Origin of the sequence: Oryzihumus sp. (assembly GCF_036391795.1) — a bacterium.
GTDB lineage: Bacteria > Actinomycetota > Actinomycetes > Actinomycetales > Dermatophilaceae > Oryzihumus.
The window spans coordinates 1-3,438 of record NZ_DASVZH010000134.1; the positions used below are offsets into that span (position 1 = coordinate 1).

Consider the following 3,438-nt stretch of genomic DNA (forward strand, 5'->3'; position numbering starts at 1 on the left):
CGCGCTGAGGGCTTACCAGGGCGGTGACCCGCCGCAGCAGGGGCTGCGCCACCGCGAGCAGCAGGCTCGCCGCGGCGCAGGCAGTCCACAGCCCCGCTGGGCCGGCGGCGCTGAGCAGTGTGGTGCCCAGCAGAGGTGCGATGAGCGCCGCCACGCCCCAGCTGGTGCCGTAGGCCGCGAGGTAACGACCCCGTGCCGTCTCCGGTGCGATCGCCGCGACGACGGTGTAGATCCGCGCGAACAGGACCAGGTCGCCCAGGCTCCAGAGCACCGTCGAGGCGGCCAGCGCCGGAGCCGTGGTGGCGAATCCCGTTGCCAGCAGGCCGCATCCGAGCAGGGCGTAGCCGAGGGCCATTGCCGCGAAGTCGTCCAGCCGGGCGACCCGCCGCAGGCGCAGCACCGGCCGGGCCGCGACGACGGTCACCGCCGAGGTGGTGAGCAGCAGGCCGACGAGCGTGGTTGGCAGGCCGCGGTCGAGCACGGTCAGTGGCAGCGCGATGGTGACCTGCAGGTACGTGGTGGCGAAGACCGTGCCGGCGCCGAGGAGGGCCAGCAGGCGCCGGTCCCGCCACGGGTCGGTATGCCGGGTGGATGGGGCCGTGCGCCGGCCGGCAGTGCGGGGGAGGGCCCGCGAGACGACCACGGCGCAGCCGAGGCAGGTGGCGGCGTCCACGACGAAGAGCCAGCGCAGGTCCCAGTGGGCGAGGGCCGAGGCGAGCAGGCCGGCGCCCGTGCCGGCAGCGGCCAGGGCGGCGGCGAGCAGCGAGTAGGCGGCGGGGCGCTGCTCGGCCGTGGTGGCGTCGGCGATGAGCGCCTGGCTCGGGGGCTCGTAGAGCTCGAAGGCCAGCCCCAGCGCGACGGCGGCACAGGCGGCCTGGGACAGGGTGTGTGCCGCCGCGATGCCGAGCTGGGCGACCGCGCAGCCGGCCAGTCCCAGGGTGATGGTGGCGCGGGCGCCGAGACGGTCGGCCAGCCGCCCGCCGAGCAGCCGCGAGGGGATGGTGGCGAGGCCGAACGCGGCCATGACCAGTCCGGCGACGCGGACCGGGGCGTGGAAGGTCTGCACCAGGGTCACCGTGAGGAAGGGCAGGCTGAAGGCGCCCAGGCGGTTGACCGCGCGGGCGGCGACGAGCAGCCACACCGCGCGGGGGAGGGGCGGGTGCTGGCGCCGCACGGTGCTCCTCTGGTTGGCGTGACTGGTGTCGCACCTATGATCAGTCACGACGTGCCCAACCTAGGGAACCGGAGGTGACTGGTCAAGTGAACTTCGACAGTCACGTGCTCAACCTGCTCGACGTGTGCGTGCGGCTGGTCAACGGCCTGACCGGCGGCGCCTCCGGCGGCTTGCCGGTCGAGGAACCGCGGGGGGCCGGGCGCCGGGGTGCCGTGGTCGAGGCGCTCAGCGGGGGTGGGCGGGTCACCCCCAGGGTCAGTGCGCCGGCCGCCGAGCAGCTCGCGGCGACCGCGCGCCGGCTGAGGGTGGTGTTCGAGGCGGTCGAGGACGGCCAGGTCGACGCCGCGGCGGGGGAGGTCAACGCGCTGCTGCGGGACACCGGCGCCCGGCCCCAGCTCGACCGGCGCGACGGGGAGGGGTGGCACCTGCACTTCCACGGGGCCGACGACTCGCTGGCGCTGGGCTGGTCGGCCGGCTGTGCGGCAGCCCTGGCCCTGGCGATGGGCAGCGACCTGGCCGGGCGGCTGGGGGTGTGCGCGGCCGCGGGCTGCGACCGGGTCTACGTCGACCGGTCACGCAACGCCAGCAAGCGGTTCTGCTCCACGGCGTGCCAGAGCCGGACCAAGGCGGCCGCCTTCCGGGCCCGCCGCTGACCGGAGGGGCCCGCCCGACCGACGTCGCGCCGGTTTCGGGGTGACCTCCCGCCGCAAGGCCCGACGTCGGTCCACCGTGCACGGTGGCTCTCGGTCAAACCCGTTGACGACTGTGCCGGCGTGGCCCTAGGTTCCGCAGATGTGAAGCATCTCTTTCAGGTAGGGGGAGGTCAGCATGGGTGACCGCGGGAGCGTCCGGGCCACCACGGAGGCGGACCACGAGGCGTTCGTGCGGGCCGCGCTACCGGCGTTCGGGACGTCCTACGACGACACGCCGCGGGCACAGCAGTGGTGGCACGCGCTCGAGATGGACCGCGGGCTGGTCATCGAGGACGACGGGCGCGTGGTCGCCACGACCGGCGCCTACACCTTCGACCTGACCGTGCCGGGCTTGCGCCAGGTGCCGGTCGCCGGGGTCACCTGCGTGTCGGTGCTGCCGACGCACCGGCGCCGCGGCCTGTTCACCGCCCTGATGCGCCGCCAGCTCCAGGACCTGCGTGACCGTGGCGAGGCGGTGGCCGTGCTGCTCGCCTCGGAGGCCACGATCTACCGGCGCTGCGGCTACGGCCCGGCGACCACCGCCCAGACGTGGACCGTCGAGGTCGCCCGGGGCGCCTTCCTCGAGCCGGTCCCCGACGACGGCCGTCTCGAGCTGAGTGACCGCCGGGACGCGGGGTCCGTGATGGCCGAGGTCTACACCGCCTGGGCCCGGGGGCGGCAGGGAGCCCTCGGTCGCCCGGCCCGCCTGTGGGAGGTGGGTGCGGGCATGCCGCCGGTTTCGACCGAGCACCGCTTCGTCATCGTCCACCGCGATGCCGACGGCGTCCCGGACGGCTACGCCAGCTACGCCATCCACGACGACCGCGCCGGCGGCAACGGCCGCACCCTGCTCGTCGACGAGGTGGTCGCGCCCGAGGAGCGGGTGCGGGCGGTGCTGGCCCGCTACTGCCTCGACCACGACCTGGTCGACACGGTCCGTTTCGCGCGGGTGGCCGTCGACGACCCGCTGCGCTGGCGCCTCGCCGACGTCCGTGCGGCCCAGACCGCCAGGAGCACCGACTGGCTGTGGGTGCGCCTCCTGGACGTGCCCGCAGCCCTGGCTGCCCGCGGATACACGGGGTCCGGCAGCCTCGTCCTGCAGGTGGAGGACCCGTTCTGCCCCGACCTGTCCGGCACCTTCGCCCTCGACGTCGAGGACGGCGAGGCCAAGTGCGCCCGCGTGGAGGACGCCGCGCCCGACCTGCGGCTGGACGTCGCCGACCTCGGATCGGCCTACCTCGGTGGGGTCCCGTTCACCGGCCTCGTGCTCGGCGGGCGCGTCACCGAGTGCACCCCCGGAGCCGCGGCGCTCGCGGACCGGCTGTGCACGACGAGCACGGCGCCGCTGTGCCTGCACTGGTTCTAGGAGGCATCCACAGTGACCCACAACGCTTCTGCGACAACGATTTTCGAGACCGAGCGGCTGGTCGTGCGGGCGTGGACCCACGACGACGCCGAGGACATCCTCGACACCTACTCGCGCATGGAGGTGGCCCGCTGGCTCGGGGCGACCCCGCGGCCGCTGGAGAACCTCGACGAGGCGCACCTCGTGGTCGACCAGTGGGGCGCCCG

General features: G+C 74.7%; 4 protein-coding genes. 3 read left to right on the forward strand and 1 reads right to left on the reverse strand.

Going from position 1 to position 3,438, the window contains the following annotated elements; genetic code table 11:
• Nucleotides 1-1,174, reverse strand: a 1,174-nt coding sequence (locus VF825_RS07760; protein ID WP_331111875.1) for an MFS transporter, incomplete at its 3' end; no start/stop codon positions are given.
• A 74-nt stretch (nucleotides 1,175-1,248) separates the two neighbouring features.
• On the opposite strand from VF825_RS07760, the gene VF825_RS07765 reads away from it, so the two are divergent.
• The 3 genes from VF825_RS07765 to VF825_RS07775 all read left to right on the forward strand — a co-directional run.
• Nucleotides 1,249-1,827 (forward strand): CGNR zinc finger domain-containing protein, encoded by a 579-nt coding sequence (locus tag VF825_RS07765; protein ID WP_331111877.1) that lies wholly within the window; start codon nucleotides 1,249-1,251, stop codon nucleotides 1,825-1,827.
• A 175-nt stretch (nucleotides 1,828-2,002) separates the two neighbouring features.
• Nucleotides 2,003-3,232 carry a GNAT family N-acetyltransferase gene (locus VF825_RS07770; protein WP_331111879.1) on the forward strand — a complete coding sequence of 410 codons (1,230 nt, stop codon included), beginning with the start codon at nucleotides 2,003-2,005 and terminating at the stop codon, nucleotides 3,230-3,232.
• Between the two features lie 12 nt (nucleotides 3,233-3,244).
• A partial coding sequence (locus VF825_RS07775; RefSeq protein WP_414695796.1) for a GNAT family N-acetyltransferase occupies nucleotides 3,245-3,438 on the forward strand: 194 nt, incomplete at its 3' end.